Genomic DNA, 13,280 nt, shown 5'->3' on the forward strand with positions numbered 1-13,280 from the left:
GCCCCGGCCGCCTGGGGAGGAGCGGATACCATGAGCGCATGGCCCGACCCAGCGCCGCACCGGCCAAGGAGCCCGGGCGCATCAAGCAGTTCCTGCAGGTCCTCCGCATCACGCGCGAGTCCGACCCGAACGTCGTCTGGTGGATGCTGCTCGGCTTCGTCGTCGGCGTCGCGCTCGGCGTGGTGCTCGCGGTCGTCCTCGGCGGCGGCAACGTCTTCAGCATCATCGTCTGGGTGCTCGTCGGCGTGATGGCGGGCGGCCTCGCGGCGCTCATCATCCTGAACCGCCGAGCCGAGCGCACCGCCTACGCGCAGATCGAGGGCCGGCCGGGCGCCGTCGGCGCCGTGCTCCGTACCGCGCTGCGCCGGGGCTGGCGCGGCAGCGAGGTCCCCGTCGCGGTGAACGGCCGCACGAAGGACGCCGTCTACCGGGCCGTGGGACGTCCCGGCGTGGTGCTGCTCATCGAGGGCCCGAAGGCCCGCACGCAGCGGCTCGTCGACGAGGAGCGCCGCAAGGTCGCCCGCGTCGCCCCCAACGTGCCCGTGTCGGTGCTGCACGTCGGGACCGAGGAGGGCGCCATCCGTCTCTCCCAGATCAACCGGCGCCTCGCCCGGCTGAAGCCGCGGCTCACGCGGGCCGAGGTGCTCGCGGTGAGCAACCGGCTCGAGTCGCTCACCGCGGGTCTGCCGGTGCCGAAGGGCGTCGACCCGACGAGGCTGCGTCCCGTCCGACGGTGACCGCTCCCCGGGCGGCGATGTCGCGGGCCGAGGCCGCGGAGGTGCTCGGTGTGGCCCTGACCGCGCGTGCCGCCGAGGTGCAGCGCGCGTTCCTGAGGCTCGTGCGCACCGCGCATCCCGATGCGCTGCCCGGCGCCACCGAGGCCGAGCGACGTGCCGCCGCCGAGCGGTTCGACCGGCTCGTCCGCGCGCGGGCGGTGCTGCTCGCGCCTCCTCCCCCGACCCCTCCGCCCGGTGCTCCGGACGACGGGTACAGGCCCATGGAGCCCGACGGCCCGCTCTACCGGCCCGTCCCGGGCCGCGGCATCGGCGGCTCGCTCGTCGTCCTCGTGCTGCTCGCGTTCCTGCTCGTCGCGCTCGTCTCGTTCGACGACGCCGCGCGGCGGCCGTCGTTCGAGCCCGGGGCGCCGACGCCCGGATCCTCCGTCACGCCCTGACGACGGCGAAACCTCCCCGAAACAGAGAGGTCACGTCGGCGAAACGGGTCCCTGCGACCCTCGGGAGGACAGCCGCCGCGCCCGCGCGCAGCGATCCCGGCAGACCGACACCCAGGAGAGATCCCGCCGCATGCCAAATCCTCAGTTCAGCGACTCGTCCGAGGTCATCCGGTTCATCAAGGACACGGACGTGAAGTACCTCGACATCCGCTTCACGGACCTCCCCGGGGTGCAGCAGCACTTCAACATCCCGGCCTCCACGGTCGACGAGGAGTTCTTCTCGGTCGGGCAGCTGTTCGACGGCTCCTCGATCCGCGGGTTCGCGAACATCCACGAGTCGGACATGCAGCTCATCCCGGACATCACGACGGCGTACGTCGACCCGTTCCGCGTCGAGCGCACCCTGATCCTCGTCTTCGACATCTACAACCCGCGCAACGGCGAGATCTACGCCCGCGACCCGCGCCAGGTGGCGAAGAAGGCCGAGAAGTACCTCGCCTCGACGGGCATCGCCGACACGGCGTTCTTCGCCCCCGAGGCCGAGTTCTACATCTTCGACGAGGTCCGCTACGAGGTCGCGCAGGGCTCGAGCTTCTACAAGGTCGACTCGTCCGAGGCGGCCTGGAACTCCGGCCGCGACGAGGTCGGGGGCAACCTCGGCAACAAGACGCCCTTCAAGGGCGGCTACTTCCCGGTCAGCCCGGTCGACCAGCACGCGGACCTCCGCGACGACATCGTGCTGAAGCTGATCGAGGCGGGGCTCGCCGTCGAGCGCAGCCACCACGAGGTCGGCACCGCCGGCCAGGGCGAGATCAACTACAAGTTCGACACCCTCGTCCACGCGGCCGACGACATCCTGAAGTTCAAGTACATCGTGAAGAACACGGCGAAGCAGTGGGGCAAGACGGCGACGTTCATGCCGAAGCCGCTCTTCGGCGACAACGGCTCCGGCATGCACACGCACCAGTCCCTCTGGAACGACGGCCGCCCGCTGTTCTACGACGAGGCCGGCTACGGCGGGCTCTCCGACACCGCGCGCTGGTACATCGGCGGCCTGCTCGCGCACGCGCCGAGCCTGCTCGCCTTCACGAACCCGACGACGAACAGCTACCACCGCCTCGTGCCCGGGTTCGAGGCGCCGGTGAACCTCGTCTACTCGGCGGGCAACCGCTCGGCGGCGATCCGCATCCCGATCACCGGCACGAACCCGAAGGCGAAGCGCATCGAGTTCCGCGCGCCCGACGCCTCCGGCAACCCGTACCTCGCGTTCGCCGCGCAGCTGATGGCGGGCCTCGACGGCATCCAGAACCGCATCGAGCCGCACGAGCCGGTCGACAAGGACCTCTACGAGCTGCCGCCGGACGAGGCGCGCCTCATCCCGCAGGTGCCGGGCTCGCTCGACGCCGTGCTCGACGCGCTCGAGGCCGACAACGAGTACCTCACCGCGGGCAACGTGTTCAGCGGCGAGCTCATCGAGACGTGGCTCGACTACAAGCGCGAGCGCGAGATCAAGCCGCTCGCCGCGCGCCCGCACCCCTTCGAGTACGAGCTGTACTTCGGGGTCTGAGCACGCTCCGCCGAAGGCCCGTCGCACATCTCCGCACGGAGGGCGACGGGCCTTCGCCTATGCCGCGCCTCGGCCGGGCGCCGACCTCCGACGCGCTCCCCCCGCGTGCAGGTCGTCAGGCGAAGAGGCGCTCGAAGACCGCCCGCGCGCGGCGCATCACCCGCAGGACGTCCTCCTCGAGCACCGACGCGGAACCCGGCGGGTACTCGAGGATGCGCGCGACGCCCTCGAGGGCGGCCCGGTCGACCGGCAGCAGGTCGCTCGTCCGGTTCGTCCAGAGCGTGATCGCGCTGCGCACGCGGGAGGCGAACAGCCACGCCTCGCGCAGCTGCATGGCGTCGGCGTGATCGATGAGGCCGGCGCCGAGCGCGGCGTCGAGCGCGGCGAGCGTGCTCTGCGTGCGCAGACCCGGCACGCGCGCGGCATGCCGCAGCTGGAGCAGCTGCACGATCCACTCCACGTCGGAGAGGCCCCCGCGGCCGAGCTTGAGGTGCCGGCTCGCGTCGGCGCCCTTCGGCAGCCGCTCCCCCTCCATCCGCGCCTTGATGCGCCGGATCTCGCGCTGCGCGGCGTCGTCGAGCCCGTCCGGGTACCGCATCCGGTCGGCGAGCGCCTCGAAGTCCTCGACGAGGGCCCGGTCGCCCGCGACGCCACGGGCGCGGAGCAGCGCCTGCGACTCCCACGTCACCGACCAGCGCGCGTAGTAGGCCTCGTACGCCCGCAGCGAGCGGACCACCGGGCCGTTCCGGCCCTCGGGCCGCAGGTCGAAGTCGAGGTCGAGGGGCAGGCGCGGATCGGCCGTGAGGCGCTTCAGCTCGGCGACGAGCACCTCCGCCTGGTGGTGCGCGACCTCGGGCGTCATGCCGGCGATCGCGCGGAAGACGACGATCACGTCGGCGTCGGAGCCGAACCCGAGCTCCGCGCCGCCGTACCGGCCCATCGCGATCACGGCGAACTCGGGCCAGGGCCCCTCGTCACGGCGCACCGAGCGCAGCGCGCCGACGAGCATGGCCGTCGTCACGTCCGACAGGGCCGGTCCCAGCTCGCGGACCGTGATCGTGCCGAGCAGCGCGCCGAGCGCGAGGCGCAGCACCTCGCGGCGCCGCGCGGTGCGCAGCGCGGCGGCGGCGCGGTCGCGGTCCGGATGCCGCAGCACGGTCGCGGTCGTCTCCTCGCGGAGCGCCTCGCAGGAGCGCGGCCGCAGGTCCGCGTCGCGCTCGAGCCACGCGACCGCCTCGGGATGCGTCTCGAGCAGGCCGGTGACGAAGCGCGACTCGGCGAGCACGGTCGCGAGCCGCCGGGCGGCGCTCTGCGAGTCGCGCAGCAGGCGGAGGTACCAGGCCGTCTCCCCGAGCCGCTCGGACAGCCGACGGAACGCGAGCAGCCCGAGGTCCGGGTCGGGACCCTCGGAGAACCACTGCAGCAGCACCGGCAGCAGGGTGCGCTGGATCGCCGCCCGCCGCGAGACGCCCTCGGTGAGCGCCGCGATGTGGCCGAGGGCGCTCCGGGGGTCGCGGAAGCCGATGCCGGCGAGACGGTCCGCGGCAGCGGCGCTCGTCAGCTGCAGGTCGTCGGTGGGCAGGCGGCTGACGGCCGTGAGCAGGGGACGGTAGAAGAGCCGCTGGTAGAGGCCGCGGACCCGCGCGCGGACCCGCGTCCAGCGCTCGAGGAGCTCGGTCGCGCCCGCGGCGAGCCCGCTGCCGCGGGCCAGTGCCCGCAGCTCGGCCTCGTCGGTCGGCATGAGATGCGTGCGCTGCAGCCGCCGCAGCTGGAGCCGGTGCTCGAGGAGGCGGAGGAACCGGTAGTCCTCGCCGAACTCGGCCCCCTCCGCACGACCGATGTAGCCGGAGTCCGCGAGCGCGCGCAGCGCGGGGAGCGTCGCGCGCTGCCGCACCCCGTCGTCCGTGCGGCCGTGCACGAGCTGCAGCAGCTGCACGGTGAACTCGACGTCGCGCAGGCCGCCCGGGCCGAGCTTCAGCTGCCGGTCGGCCTGACCGGCGGGGATGTGCTGCTCGACGCGCTCGCGCATGCGCTGCACGCCTGCCACGAAGTCGGGCTGCGCCGACGCGGTCCACACCCGATCGCGGACGCCGTCGACGTACCGGCGCCCGAGGTCCTCGTCGCCCGCGATCGGCCGCGCCTTGAGCAGGGCCTGGAACTCCCACTGCGACGCCCACTTCGCGTAGTAGCCGAGGTGCGAGGCGAGGGTCCTGACGAGCGCCCCGTTGCGGCCCTCGGGCCGGAGGTTCGCGTCGACCTGCCACAGCGCGGGCTCGACGTCCGTCTCGTCGAGCACCCGCATGAGCGTCACGGCGAGCCGGGTCGCGACCGGGACGGGATCGAACCGCTCGTCGTCGTCCGCCCGCTCGGTGACGAAGATCACGTCGACGTCGCTCAGGTAGTTCAGCTCCCGCGCCCCGGCCTTGCCCATGCCGATGACGGCGAGCCGGGTGCGCGCCACCGGTGCGGCACCGCCGGTGGCCCCGACCTCGGCGCGGGCGACGGCGAGGGCGGCCTCGAGCGCCGCGCCGGCGAGGTCGGCGAGCGCGGCGGCGACCGGCTCGAGGGCCTCGGTGCCGGAGACCTGCTCGAGGTCCCATGCGGCGATCCGGAGCAGCTCGCGCCGGTACGCCACGCGGAGCGCGCGGCGCCCCTCGGGGCCGGACAGCCGGGCGACGCCGCCGTCGTCCCGCACCGCTGCCCGCAGAGCGGCGAGCAGCTCCGCGGCGGACGGCGGCGCCGGCAGGGGCGCGCGGAGCGCCGCGACCTCGTCGGGGTGCCGGACGACGAAGTCGGCGAGGCCGTTCGACGCCCCGAGCACCGCGATCAGCCGCCGGGCGGCCCCGGGCTCGGCGACGGACTCGACGAACCGCTCGGGCGACCGCTCGGCGAGCCGCTCGAGCCCCGTGAGCGCGTCGTCCGGATCGGCGACCGGCCGCTCGAAGAGCGCGAGGACGGAACCGGGCGCGACGCCCGCGAGCGCGTCGAGCCGCTCGAGCCGAAGGGCGGCGCCGCCGAGGTCCGCGAAGCCGGCGCGGGCGAGCCGGCCGTAGCGCGACGCCCGGCGGTCAGAGGAGCTCGAGATTGGTGGCGAGCTCATACGGGGTCACCTGCGAGCGGTACGCCTGCCACTCGCGCCGCTTGTTCGCGAGCACGTAGCGGAACACCTGCTCGCCGAGCGTCTCGGCCACGAGCTCCGAGTCCTCCATGAGCCGCACGGCGTGGTCGAGGTTCGACGGCAGCGGCGCGAAGCCGAGCGCGCGGCGCTCGCCGTCGGACAGCTTCCACACGTCGTCCTCGGCCTCGGGCGGCAGCTCGTAGCCCTGCTCGATGCCCTTGAGACCCGCGGCGAGCAGCAGCGCGAAGGAGAGGTAGGGGTTGGCGGCGGAGTCGATGGCGCGGTACTCGACGCGGGAGGACTGCCCCTTGCGCGGCTTGTAGAGCGGCACGCGCACGAGCGCGGAGCGGTTGTTGTGGCCCCAGCAGACGTAGCTCGGGGCCTCGTCGCCGCCCCAGAGCCGCTTGTACGAATTCACGAACTGGTTCGTCACCGCCGTGATCTCGGGCGCGTGCTTCAGCAGGCCGGCGATGAAGCGGCGCCCGATCGTCGACAGCTGGTACTCGCCGCTCGCCGAGTAGAAGGCGTTCGAGTCGCCCTCGAACAGCGACAGGTGCGTGTGCATGCCGCTGCCCGGCTGGTTCGTCATCGGCTTCGGCATGAAGGTGGCGTAGACCCCCTGCTCGATCGCCACCTCCTTCACGACGGTGCGGAACGTCATCACGTTGTCGGCGGTGGTGAGGGCGTCGGCGTAGCGCAGGTCGATCTCGTTCTGGCCGGGACCCGCCTCGTGGTGGCTGAACTCGACCGAGATGCCGAGGTCCTCGAGCATGCGCACGCTGCGGCGCCGGAAGTCGTGCGCGGTGCCGCCCGGAACGTTGTCGAAGTAGCCCGCCGAATCGACCGGCTCGGGCCCCGCAGGGCCGATGTCGCTCGACTTCAGCAGGTAGAACTCGATCTCGGGGTGCGTGTAGAAGGTGAAGCCGTGGTCGGCGGCCTTCGCGAGCGCCCGCTTCAGCACGTTGCGCGGGTCCGCCGCCGCCGGCTGACCGTCGGGGGTGGTGATGTCGCAGAACATCCGCGCCGTCGGGTCGATCTCGCCCCGCCAGGGCAGCACCTGGAACGTCGCGGGATCGGGCTGGGCCAGCACGTCGGCCTCGTACGAGCGGGTGAAGCCCTCGATGGCGGAGCCGTCGAACCCGATGCCCTCGGCGAAGGCGCCCTCGACCTCGGCGGGCGCGATCGCCACCGACTTCAGGGTGCCGACCACGTCGGTGAACCACAGCCGCACGAACTTGATGCCGCGTTCCTCGATCGTGCGGAGCACGAAGTCGCGCTGCTTGTCGACCACGGTCGGCGTCTCCTCCTGCAGGTGCTGGTGAACCGGCCCCGGGGCCGCTCCTCAACCTATCCGAGGGCACCTGTCCGGCGCACGATGCACCGCCCGGCTCCCGTCGCGCTCCCCTAGCCTGTCGGGCATGACCGACGAGCCCCGCGCGAAGGTGCGCACCCGCCACTTCACGCAGGCGAAGCAGCGCGGCGTCCGCATCACCGGGCTCACGAGCTACGACGCGCAGACCGCGCAGATCTTCGACCAGGCGGGCATCGACTTCCTGCTCGTCGGCGACTCGGCCGGCAACGTCGTGCTCGGCTACGACTCCACGGTGCCGGTGACGGTCGACGAGCTGATCCCGCTGACCCGGGCGGTCGCGCATGCGGTGCGACGCGCCTTCGTCATCGCCGACATGCCGTTCGGCTCGTACGAGCACGGCCCCGACCAGGCGCTCGAGACCGGCTTCCGGTTCATGAAGGAGACAGGCGCCTCGGCGGTGAAGCTCGAGGGCGGCCGCCGCAGCGCCACGCAGATCGCCCGCCTCGTGGAGGCCGGCATCCCCGTCATGGCGCACATCGGCTTCACGCCGCAGAGCGAGCACCGGCTCGGCGGCCACCGCGTGCAGGGCCGCGGGGCCGACGCCGACGAGCTGCTCGCCGACGCGAAGGCGGTCGAGGACGCGGGCGCCTTCGCCGTCGTGCTCGAGATGGTGCCGTCGGGCGTCGCGAAGCGGGCGACGGAGCTGCTCTCGATCCCGACGATCGGCGTCGGTGCGGGACCGCACGTCGACGGCCAGCTGATGGTCTGGTCGGACTTCGCCGGTCTCACCGGCGGACGCGTGCCCCGGTTCGTGAAGCAGTACGCCGATCTGCGCTCGACCCTCACCGAGGCGGCCGAGGCGTTCCGCGAGGACGTCGCGAGCGGCGGCTACCCCGCTCCGGAGCACGAGTACCCGGACTGATCCGGACCCGGGTCAGCTGTCGCGGGAGTCGTCCTCGGACCAGCGCCGCGAGTTCTCGGCCAGGCGGGCGGGGGCGCCCTCGGCCTCCTCGCGCGTCTTGTAGGGGCCCGCGCGGTCGCTCCACGGCGACTTCGCGCCCTGCTCGACCTGACCGGTCCGGGTGTTGTACCACCACTGCTCGTCGGCCATGCAGCGCTCCTCAGGTCGGCCTTCCGCAGGGCTCGTTCGGGCCCAGGGGCAGGATATGCCGCCGCGCTAGGGTGACGCTCGTGGTCCAGGCGATCGGCATCGACATCGGCGGCACGGGCATCAAGGGCGGCCTCGTCGACATCCAGTCCGGCGAGATGCTCTCCGAGCGCATCAAGCGCTCGACGCCCGAGGGCGGTGAGCCCGACGACATCGTCGACGTGGTTCGCAGCATCCTCGGCGAGCTCGACGAGCACGCCGCCGACGCCCCGATCGGCGTCTGCTTCCCCGCCGTCGTGCGGAACGGGCGCACCATGTCGGCGGCCAACGTGTCGAAGCGGTGGATCGGCCTCGCCGCCGAGCAGCTCTTCGAGCGCGCGCTCGCCCGCGACATCACCTTCGTGAACGACGCCGACGCCGCCGGCTACGCCGAGAGCGAGTTCGGCGCCGCGAAGGACGTCGACGGGCTCGTGCTCATGACCACCCTCGGCACGGGCATCGGCAGCGCGATCATCTACCGCAACCTGCTCGTGCCGAACGCCGAGCTCGGGCACATCGACATCGGCTCGAAGCACGACTACGAGAAGTACGCGTCGAACCTCGTCCGGGAGAAGAAGGAGCTCTCCTGGAAGAAGTGGGCCGACCTGCTGCAGACCTACTACGAGACGCTCGAGCGGCTGTTCTCCCCCGACCTGTTCATCGTCGGCGGCGGCGTGAGCAAGCACGCCGACGAGTTCCTGCCGCTGCTGAACCTCGACACCCCGATCGTGCCGGCGCAGCTGCGGAACAACGCGGGCATCCTCGGCGCCGCGGCGCTCGCGCTGCACGGCTCCGGCGAGCGGCGCACCGAGGGTGCCGAGCACCTCGTGCGGGAGACGAACGAGCGGGCGCCGAGCGTCTGACCTGCCGGCGTCTATCCTGTTCCGCGGGGACGGGCCGGCAGACGGTCGCGTCGACCGTGCGGGGAGACCCGTGCGGTCGCCGAGGAACGTCCGGGCTCCGCAGAGCAGGGCGGTGGGTAACGCCCACCCGGGGTGACCCGAGAGCAAGTGCAACAGAGAGCAGACCGCCACGCGTGCCGCGAGGTGCGCGGGGTAAGGGTGAAACGGTGGTGTAAGAGACCACCAGGGGTCCGGGTGACCGGATCCGCTGGGTAAACCTCGCCCGGAGCAAGGTCGAACAGGGACCGATACGGTGGCTCGCCGATGGTCCCGGGTGGACCGCTGGAGGGCTGCGGCGACGCAGCCCCGAGATAGATGGCCGTCACCGCCTCCCGGTTGCGGGAGGCGGGACAGAACCCGGCGTATCGCCGACCCGCCCCCCTCACGCTCCGTCCCGCCGGCAGGCGGGGCGGAGGCGGCAGGAGCCGCCCGCCTACTGGCCGGGCGGCGTGCGCACCAGGATGCAGTTGCTCTCCGGGTCGAGCACGACCGCGTCCGGCGGCGCGGCGCGCACCTCGGCGAGGTCGGCGCCCGTGAGCGCCATGTTGCTGCCTTCGGAGACGGTGCCGACGAGCCGGGCGGCACCGACGCCGTAGCGCGTGCGCTGCCGGTCGTAGAGCGCGACGAGGTCCTCGGGCAGCTCGGCGACGAGCGCTGCGCGCTTCGCGGTCGCCTCGGACTCCTGCCGGTCGAGCCCGGCGAGCGCGTCGTCGCGATCGGCCTCGAGGGCCCGCACGCGCTCCTCCGCGCTCGTGAGCGCGGCGCGGGACGCCGCCTCGCGCGCCTCGGCCGCCTCGAGCGCCTCGATGAGCTCGAGCTCCTCGTCCTCGAGGGTCGAGCGACGCCTGAGCAGCGACGCGATCTCCTGCTCGAGGCCCTGCGCGTCCTTCGCCGACGAGGTGGCCGCCAGCCGGCCGCGGTCGCGCTCGAGCCGCTGCTCGACGAGCGCCACGTCGGACTCCAGCCGGCGCACGCGGGTGCGGAGGTCGTCGACGGCGCCGCGGTCGTCGACCGATGCGCGGCGGGACGCGGCCCGCTCCTCGATCGCCGCCGCGAGGTCGCCGCCCGTCTGCAGGCGGCGACGGTGCGCGGCGATGCGCCGCAGCTCGTCGTCGTGGCCCTGCAGCTCGAGCAGCCGCGCCTGCACGGCGGGCGGTGCGACGACCCCCGCGATGCTCACGAGCCCAGACTATCGACGGGCTGCTCCTCGCCGGAGCGCATCCGCTCGGGCGAGGGCGGCATCCCACGGCGGGCGACCAGCCAGCCGCCGCCACCGACCACGACGCCGAGCACGAACGCCACCAGCAGGCCGAGCGCGGGCGTGCCGCGCCACGGGGCGGCGAGCGCACCGAGCAGCGGGCTGCGCTCCCCCGGCACGAGCAGGGCGTCGGTGAGCAGCCAACCGACGAGCGTCGCGGCGACCGCGCCGCGCACGAGGACCGCGCGCACGGCGTCCGCGAGCGGTTCCAGCGGCGTGAGCGCGAGCACTCCCGCCCAGACCGCGAGGGGAACGCCGAGCACCGCGCCGACGACGGGCAGCGCCGTGCCGGCGTCGCCGCCGGACGCGACCACCGCGAGCGCGACCGCGAGCGCGAGCAGGCCCGCCGCCACGGTGCCGAGGCGGCCGGAGCGGCCCCCGCCCAGCAGGACGGCGGCGCCGTCGCCGACGGACCGGAGGAGCAGCGCCGGCATCGGCACGGCGGCGACGAGCAGCAGCGCTGCGAGCGGCGCGGCGGCCGAGGCGGGCGTGGCGTCGGCGAAGACCCCGACGAGGCCGGACGCCGCATCCGCGCCGCCCGCCGAGCCGGTCACCACGGCCGCCGCACCGAGGAGCACGGCCCCCGCTGCGGCGGCGACCGCGGCGGCGGCGAGCGCCTCGCGCCTGCTGCCCGCGGCGCCCGAGCGGAGCAGGTCGGGCCACGCGGCGGGCAGGACGAGGCCGAGGACGGCGAAGGCGGCCGCCCAGGTGCCGAACGGGCTCCCGCCGGCGGCCGCCGCTCCCCCGCCGGAGCGGCCGAGCACGCCGAGCAGCACGACCGTGCCGAACAGGCCGACGGCACCGAGGGCGAGGAGCACCCCGACGGAGACCCGTCGGGGCCAGGCCGTCGCGGCGAGGGCGAAGAGCCCGGTCAGCAGCACCGCGCCGACCGACGCGGTGCCCGCCGACCCGCCGACGCCGGTCCGCGTCGTGTACGCCGCGGCGAGGTCCCCGACGGCGAGCAGCGCGACGGTGGCGGCCGCCAGCCGGGCGAGCAGCAGGACGGCCGCGCCGGCGACGCCCGGGCGGTGCCCGAGGACCTGCTGGACCGCCGCGGTGCCCGTCAGCCCCGAGGCGGCGAGCCGGAGCAGGGCGGGGGCACCGAGCAGCAGCCCGGCGAGGATCGCGGGGACCGCCGCCGGCGACCCCCCGCTGCTCGCGCCCCCGAGCAGCACGACGAGCGGTGAGGAGACCGCGCCGACCCAGAGGCCCGTCGCCACCCAGGGCGACCCCGTCACCGAGATCGGCGCCTCCCCGGGCACGACCGCGATCGAGCCGGTCGCGGTCGACGGCGTCTCGACGAGCGGCGGCAGGTCGATGGCCGCGGTATCGCTCGCGAGGACCGCCGGGATCCCGGTCTCGACCTCGTCGAGCTCGGCAGGCTCGCCGTGCTCGTCCCCGTCCTGCGCCGTCGTGCCGGCTCCGGCGTCCTTCGGCTGGTCCGCGCGGGAGCGGCGCCGGGACTCGCGGCGCCGTGCGGCGCGCTCGCGGCGGAACGGGGCGACGGGCGGCAGGAGGGACGCGCCGACGGCGTTCGCGTCGAGCGCGAGCGCGTCGGTCGCGGCGTCGGGGTCGGGCGACCGCGCATCGTCGACGGACGCTGCCGCCTCCTCCGGCTCCTCGCGCTCCGGTGCGCTCGGCTCCGGCGCGCCCGGCTCCCCCACCGGCGGCGGCTCGGCGGCGGCGCGGCGATCGGGGTCATCGGGCAGGGGCAGGTAGGGCTCGGGGAGCGGTCCGAGCGCGGCCCGGTCGAGCGCCTGCGTCTCCTCGGGCTCCTCGCCGTCGTGGGGGCCGCCGTCCAGGTCGCCCTGCACCGGGGCGTCCTCGGCGGGGCGCCGGAAGGGCGAGGCGTCCGGGAGCAGCGGCAGCCCGATCGATCGGATCGAGCGCTCCCAGGCCTCGTAGATCGAGGGCACGGGCGTCTCACCCGTGAAGAGCGGCGGCTCCTCGAATCGCGCTCGGGGCTCCGGTCGGGCCGGCTCCTCGACCTCGACCGGCCGCGCGGGTGCGGGCGCGTCGTGGCGCGCGGCGGACCGCGGCATCGCGTCGGCGGGCCGCTCGGCCGACAGCGGGACCGCAGCGGCGCGCGCCGCACGCCTGCCGGACGGCGCGCCGGTGATGGGCACGGCGCCCGTGATGGGCCCGACGTGCTTCGCCGGATGCAGCGAGCGGGAGGGCTCGGCGTTCGCGGCGGCAGGCGGGGGCGCCGGGGGCTCCGCCCGCGCGGGAGCAGCGGCGGGCGCATCGACGTCCGTCGACGATGGGGCCGGAACCGGCACGATCGGAACGGACGGTGCGGGCGGGACCGGGGCGGATCCGGACGAGCCGGTCGGAGCGACGCTCGCCGAGCGCATCGGCGCCGCGGGCACCGCGGAGTCGACCGGCACGGGCGCGGCCGGCTCGACGCGCGGCGTGCGCGGCGCCGCGGTCGCGGCCTGCTGCTCCGCCTCCGCGGCGGGGCGAGCGGGCGCCAGGATCGGGATCGCGCCGGTGTAGCGGGCGAGCTCGGCTGCCATCGCCTCGGCGAGCTCGTCGTCGTCATGGATCCGTTCGGACGGCCCCGTCGCAGCTCCCACGGGCCGGTCGTCCGTCATGGCCGTCATCGTATCGACGGGGCGGCGGCGAGCCGGCGGCCCGGGAGGACCCGGGTGCGCCGCGCGGAGTACCGTGACGGGCGGCCGGTGCCCCGGCCCCGGGCCTTTAGCTCAGTCGGTAGAGCGCCACGTTTACACCGTGGATGTCACGCGTTCGAGTCGCGTAGGGCCCACCCCGAGCGAGTCCGGGCGCACACCGTGCGCCTGC

The 13,280-nt window shown here is 74.6% G+C and carries 10 protein-coding genes, 1 tRNA gene and 1 other RNA gene; 7 read left to right on the forward strand and 5 right to left on the reverse strand.

Going from position 1 to position 13,280, the window contains the following annotated elements; genetic code table 11:
• The first annotated feature begins 38 nt into the window (after window positions 1-38).
• From QDR37_RS00095 to glnA, 3 genes are all read left to right on the forward strand, one after another.
• Complete coding sequence (locus tag QDR37_RS00095; RefSeq protein WP_279711504.1) at window positions 39-737, forward strand: DUF4191 domain-containing protein; 699 nt, start codon at window positions 39-41, stop codon at window positions 735-737.
• A complete protein-coding gene (locus QDR37_RS00100; protein WP_279711505.1) occupies window positions 734-1,174 on the forward strand; it encodes a DnaJ domain-containing protein in 441 nt (146 codons plus the stop codon). Before QDR37_RS00095 ends, QDR37_RS00100 begins: the two co-directional genes overlap by 4 nt.
• Window positions 1,175-1,304: 130 nt before the next feature.
• Complete coding sequence (glnA, locus tag QDR37_RS00105) at window positions 1,305-2,741, forward strand: type I glutamate--ammonia ligase (RefSeq protein ID WP_279711506.1); 1,437 nt, start codon at window positions 1,305-1,307, stop codon at window positions 2,739-2,741.
• Window positions 2,742-2,856: 115 nt separating this feature from the next.
• Here glnA and QDR37_RS00110 read toward each other — a convergent pair whose 3' ends face one another.
• Together QDR37_RS00110 and QDR37_RS00115 are read right to left on the reverse strand one after the other, a co-directional pair.
• Complete coding sequence (locus QDR37_RS00110; RefSeq protein WP_279711507.1) at window positions 2,857-5,841, reverse strand: bifunctional [glutamine synthetase] adenylyltransferase/[glutamine synthetase]-adenylyl-L-tyrosine phosphorylase; 2,985 nt, start codon at window positions 5,839-5,841, stop codon at window positions 2,857-2,859.
• Window positions 5,810-7,150 (reverse strand): glutamine synthetase family protein, encoded by a 1,341-nt coding sequence (locus tag QDR37_RS00115; RefSeq protein WP_279711508.1) that lies wholly within the window; start codon window positions 7,148-7,150, stop codon window positions 5,810-5,812. Before QDR37_RS00115 ends, QDR37_RS00110 begins: the two co-directional genes overlap by 32 nt.
• A 127-nt stretch (window positions 7,151-7,277) precedes the next feature.
• Here QDR37_RS00115 and panB point away from each other — a divergent pair, with 127 nt between their 5' ends.
• Window positions 7,278-8,093 (forward strand): 3-methyl-2-oxobutanoate hydroxymethyltransferase, encoded by an 816-nt coding sequence (panB, locus tag QDR37_RS00120; RefSeq protein ID WP_279711509.1) that lies wholly within the window; start codon window positions 7,278-7,280, stop codon window positions 8,091-8,093.
• A gap of 12 nt (window positions 8,094-8,105) precedes the next feature.
• Here panB and QDR37_RS00125 read toward each other — a convergent pair whose 3' ends face one another.
• A complete protein-coding gene (locus QDR37_RS00125) occupies window positions 8,106-8,282 on the reverse strand; it encodes an SPOR domain-containing protein (protein WP_279711511.1) in 177 nt (58 codons plus the stop codon).
• 80 nt (window positions 8,283-8,362) lie between these two features.
• Here QDR37_RS00125 and ppgK point away from each other — a divergent pair, with 80 nt between their 5' ends.
• Both ppgK and rnpB read left to right on the forward strand, forming a co-directional pair.
• Window positions 8,363-9,181, forward strand: coding sequence for a polyphosphate--glucose phosphotransferase (gene ppgK / locus QDR37_RS00130; RefSeq protein WP_279711512.1), 819 nt, complete (start codon window positions 8,363-8,365; stop codon window positions 9,179-9,181).
• Between the two features lie 29 nt (window positions 9,182-9,210).
• An RNA gene (gene rnpB, locus QDR37_RS00135) (RNase P RNA component class A) lies at window positions 9,211-9,601 on the forward strand.
• A gap of 52 nt (window positions 9,602-9,653) precedes the next feature.
• On the opposite strand, the gene QDR37_RS00140 is transcribed toward rnpB, so the two are convergent.
• Together QDR37_RS00140 and QDR37_RS00145 are read right to left on the reverse strand one after the other, a co-directional pair.
• Window positions 9,654-10,400, reverse strand: a complete 747-nt coding sequence (locus tag QDR37_RS00140; RefSeq protein ID WP_279711513.1) for a hypothetical protein — start codon at window positions 10,398-10,400, stop codon at window positions 9,654-9,656.
• A complete protein-coding gene (locus tag QDR37_RS00145; protein WP_279711514.1) occupies window positions 10,397-13,072 on the reverse strand; it encodes a hypothetical protein in 2,676 nt (891 codons plus the stop codon). Before QDR37_RS00145 ends, QDR37_RS00140 begins: the two co-directional genes overlap by 4 nt.
• Before the next feature lie 100 nt (window positions 13,073-13,172).
• Here QDR37_RS00145 and QDR37_RS00150 point away from each other — a divergent pair.
• Window positions 13,173-13,245, forward strand: a tRNA-Val gene (locus QDR37_RS00150).
• Window positions 13,246-13,280: the final 35 nt, after the last annotated feature.

Origin of the sequence: Amnibacterium sp. CER49 (genome assembly GCF_029846255.1) — a bacterium.
Classification (GTDB): Bacteria; Actinomycetota; Actinomycetes; order Actinomycetales; family Microbacteriaceae; genus Amnibacterium.

Coding starts and splice junctions, on each gene's coding strand:
- QDR37_RS00095 (WP_279711504.1), top strand. CDS start 39: ATGGCCCGACCCAGCGCCGCACCGGCCAAGGAGCCCGGGCGCATCAAG.
- glnA (WP_279711506.1), top strand. CDS start 1,305: ATGCCAAATCCTCAGTTCAGCGACTCGTCCGAGGTCATCCGGTTCATC.
- QDR37_RS00110 (WP_279711507.1), bottom strand. CDS start 5,841: ATGAGCTCGCCACCAATCTCGAGCTCCTCTGACCGCCGGGCGTCGCGC.
- panB (WP_279711509.1), top strand. CDS start 7,278: ATGACCGACGAGCCCCGCGCGAAGGTGCGCACCCGCCACTTCACGCAG.
- QDR37_RS00125 (WP_279711511.1), bottom strand. CDS start 8,282: ATGGCCGACGAGCAGTGGTGGTACAACACCCGGACCGGTCAGGTCGAG.
- QDR37_RS00145 (WP_279711514.1), bottom strand. CDS start 13,072: ATGACGGACGACCGGCCCGTGGGAGCTGCGACGGGGCCGTCCGAACGG.